The organism is Saccharopolyspora sp. NPDC000995 (assembly GCF_053599315.1).
In genome coordinates this window covers 1-3553 of the sequence record NZ_JBSFLZ010000252.1, presented here as the reverse complement: position 1 = coordinate 3553, position 3553 = coordinate 1, and the positions used below count along the sequence as shown (strand labels likewise).

The 3553-nt window shown below is 64.7% G+C and carries 2 protein-coding genes; one reads left to right on the top strand and one right to left on the bottom strand.

What is annotated here, in order from left to right; all coding sequences use genetic code 11:
* Positions 1-182, bottom strand: a 182-nt coding sequence (locus ACWDKQ_RS35485; RefSeq protein ID WP_450143124.1) for a hypothetical protein, incomplete at its 3' end; no start/stop codon positions are given.
* 534 nt (positions 183-716) lie between these two features.
* Between ACWDKQ_RS35485 and ACWDKQ_RS35480 the strand changes: the two genes are divergently transcribed.
* A partial coding sequence (locus ACWDKQ_RS35480; protein ID WP_450143123.1) for a hypothetical protein occupies positions 717-3553 on the top strand: 2837 nt, incomplete at its 3' end.

Here is a 3553-nt window from a genome sequence, read left to right as displayed (position 1 = left end):
AGATCGACCGGGCGAGGAAGCTGGAGTTGTCCAGCGAGGTAAAGGACGCGGCGCGGCGGATCGTGCACGGCACGCATGACCCCCGGAAGCTGGCTGGTCGGGGCGCTGCCGTGTCGCTGGAGGACGTGATCGCGCTGGTCGCGGCCGAGCACCACAAACCCGGCGGTGATCACCAGGACCAAGTGGAGTTCTCCCGGGCGCTGGCAGACAGGCTGGGCACGCAGGGCAGCGGACTGGCCATCCACGCCGGAGCCGGGCCGGAGCAGGCTGCCGCGCCGCCAGGGCCAACCGATGTGAATCCAACGACGGGCCGGTCCGACAACCACGATTCCCCGGAGCGGACCGCGGAGCTGGACGGAACGCGCGAGCAGCTTCGGAATCCTACGGCGTTGGGGCCTGGTGAGAGAGCACGCCGGGAAACCGCCCAGGAAGATCCTGGCCCGAATCGGCAGGACGCCCGTGGAGATGATGTCGGGCTTCCGGATGCGACGCCGAGGCAGGAACGGGCGTATTCGCCTATGCCGCAGCCAGGTTCGGACCGTCCCTACTCCTCGCCTGAGGAGTTGGTTGCCGACCTGCACCGCGACGCGGCAGATCCGGCCGAATCACCGATTGATACGGCCACGTCCGAAACTCCTCACGTCGCCCCGGAGGAGTCTGCTGACGATGGCCGGTCGGAGCCTGTTGGGGACACGCGGTCGGAGTCCGCTGAGGATGTGTCGGGTGATGCGGCGCCCGATGACACCGAGAGCGTCTTCGACGAGACGGTGCGGGAAGAGTTGCCGCAGCCAGGTTCGGGAGGGGACACCACGGAGCTGGCTGGGGACCCGATGCCCGTCGCAAGGTCTGCTGTGGACGGTGATGGTGCTGTCTGGTCGGGCGGCGACGTTTCACGTGAGGATGTCGCTGCCGGTGTTACGGGCGGGCAGCGGACCGACGGCGACGCCGTCGAGCGGGCGGTGCCGTCTCGTACGGCGGATGAGTTTGAGGTTCGGTGGGCTGATTATCTGGCTCGCGGGGATCGATTTGATGATCAGGTCCTTGGGCTGGCGGACATGGCAGCGGAGCAGAAGATCGGTGAGCGTCCGGAGGGCGTTGCGGGGCGGGGCCCGTTGGTTGACGATCAGGTGCGTCTGTGGGATTCGGTGCAATATGCGGTGAGGCAGGAGATCGTGCGTCGGGTCGAGGCTAACGGTGTGGTCACGGCGCTTCGTGACGATTTTCGTGCGTTGTTCGATCCCAAGCTTGATTCCGGGGAGATGGCTGAGCGCATCGATGCCGCGATGGCGATGTGGGCGGAGCGGATCGGTGAGGCTGCGGATCGAGTGGAGCAGTGGGAGGCTTCCGCCGGTGCGGCATCGGTAGCGACCGTCCACGAGTTTGCCGAGCAGATGGTGACTCTGCTGCCGCAGACGAGGCCGGACACCATGCCTGAAGAGGTGTACGAGTTCTTCCACGACGGGCTTCGATCGATGGTGACCGACCTTCTGGCGGGTGGCGGGGAGGCGCGGGAAATCGCACGCGGCCGGGATCTTGACGGTTTGATCAATGAGCTTCGTGACGACTTTGTCGCGATGCTCGATTTCGACGAAGTAGCTGCGCGGGGCGATGCCGCGTTGGAGCAGTGGGCTGAGCGGATCGGGGCGGCTGCGGATCGAGTGGAGCAGTGGGAGGCGTCCGCTGACCCGGCGACGGTGGCGGTTGTCAGCGAGTTGGCGGAGGCGATGGTGGGGCCGTTGCCTCCGGCGATTCCGGGCACGGTGGCTGAACAGACGCAGCAGTTCTTCCACGACGGCATCCGTGCCATGCTGGCCGATCAGTTGGCGGGTGGCGCGACACGCCGTGATGCGTGGGAGCAGTCGGTGGAGGTACGTGCACTCGCCGAGCAATTGCGCACTCACACCCGTTACGGGGAGGTGGCGGTGCCGGATGACGAGGGTTATCTGGTGTCATGGTCGGTCATGCTGCAGCGGATCGGCGACAGCGACGGGATGAACCTCATCCAGAGTTTCCAGCAGGACTGGCACCGTTTCCAGCTGAACGGGCACGCCGTGCTCCCGGATAGGGATTATGCGAATTTCAACGAGTTGGAGGGCGCGGATCGCCGGGATGACCGGAATTATGTGCGGCAGAGGGCTCGCGCGATCTTGGAGAACCAGCCGCTGAGTGAGTTGCTTGACGGCCCCGCGCGCGGTGTTGGCGAATTGGCGCCGGAGGTGGAGGGGCTGTATCGGCGTGTGTCGGCTGCGGTAACGGATCGGCTGATTCGTGGGATTGTGTTCAATGAGGAGAACAACGTAGCTGCCCAGCATGCTCAGCGTATTGCCGAAACATCGTTGACCGGCGCAGAGAGCATGGCTGGTCTTGCCGACGTGGTGGATATGCTGCGGCAGCAGAATCGAGTGGATGCTCCCCCGCCGTATGTAAATGCTCCCCCGCCGTACGTGGATGCGCCGCCGTACACCGAAGATCCAGCTGGTGATGGGGAGCGGGGCGATCGTGCCGATCGGCCGTCGTCGGCTGATCAGCCGGTTGGCAGCTTTGAGCGTTACGAGAAGCTTGCGGCGTCGGTGGTCGGTGAGTTGCCGACCGTGTCGGACCATCGTGTCAACGAGTTGTTGCAGACAGTGGGGATCGCTGTTTCCCAGCGACCGGATTCGGCGGAGTTTTCGGCGGCGGTGGCCGAGGCATGGGCGGATTACGAGATCGTCGCGTTGGTCGACGCGGGTATGGACCCCGAGGTCGTTGACGGTGTGATTGCGGAGTTCCGGAACACTGTTGATTCGGCGTGGGATAACGCGCTTGCGGCTGCGGATTCGATTCGGGATGCCGGTGTGCCTTTGCCGGACGTGCCGTTGCGTGAGACTGCTGATCAGGCGAGTGATGTTGGTCCTGGTGGTGCAGGGGACAGAGGCGACCCTGTTGAGCAGCAGTCGCCGAAAGATCTCGTTCGGGACCTTGCTCAGGCCGCAGACCAGTTGGCGGAGTTTCCGCACGCGGAGGCGGAGCAGTTGCGGTTGCGGATGTTGCGTTGGGTGCAGCCCCCGCAAGAGACGAGCAAATTCCAGCTGGACCGGGCGCGGCCGGTGCATGAGACGGTGCTGAGCGCGTTGGCATTCTACGCTGCGCATAAAAATGGCACGTTGGTCGCGCAGCGGATGGCGGAGTCACTGGACCTGGAGCTGTTGTTATCCATTGGGCAGGAGTTGGCAGATCGCCCTCAGGCGGAGGACGCAGCGATCCGTTCGCTGCGGGAGCTTTTCCTGAACGCGAAGGCGGACGTAACCGATACCGCTACTGCAGGCCCGTTGGTAGGGGATGGTTCTCGGGATCATGACGCTGGCAGATCGGGCCAGGAGGCTGGTTTCAGGCCGGAACCGGCTTCCGAGGGTTTGACTTTGGTTGAGGATGGTGGTCGGGATGCTGGGATGTTCCGGCACGGGAGTCCGGAGTCCGGGGATGGGGTTGGTTCGGGGCTGGGCGATGGCGGTTCTGTTAGTGGTGATGGTGCGCGGTCGTTGGACGGTGGTGGTTGGGATTTGGGGACGTTCGG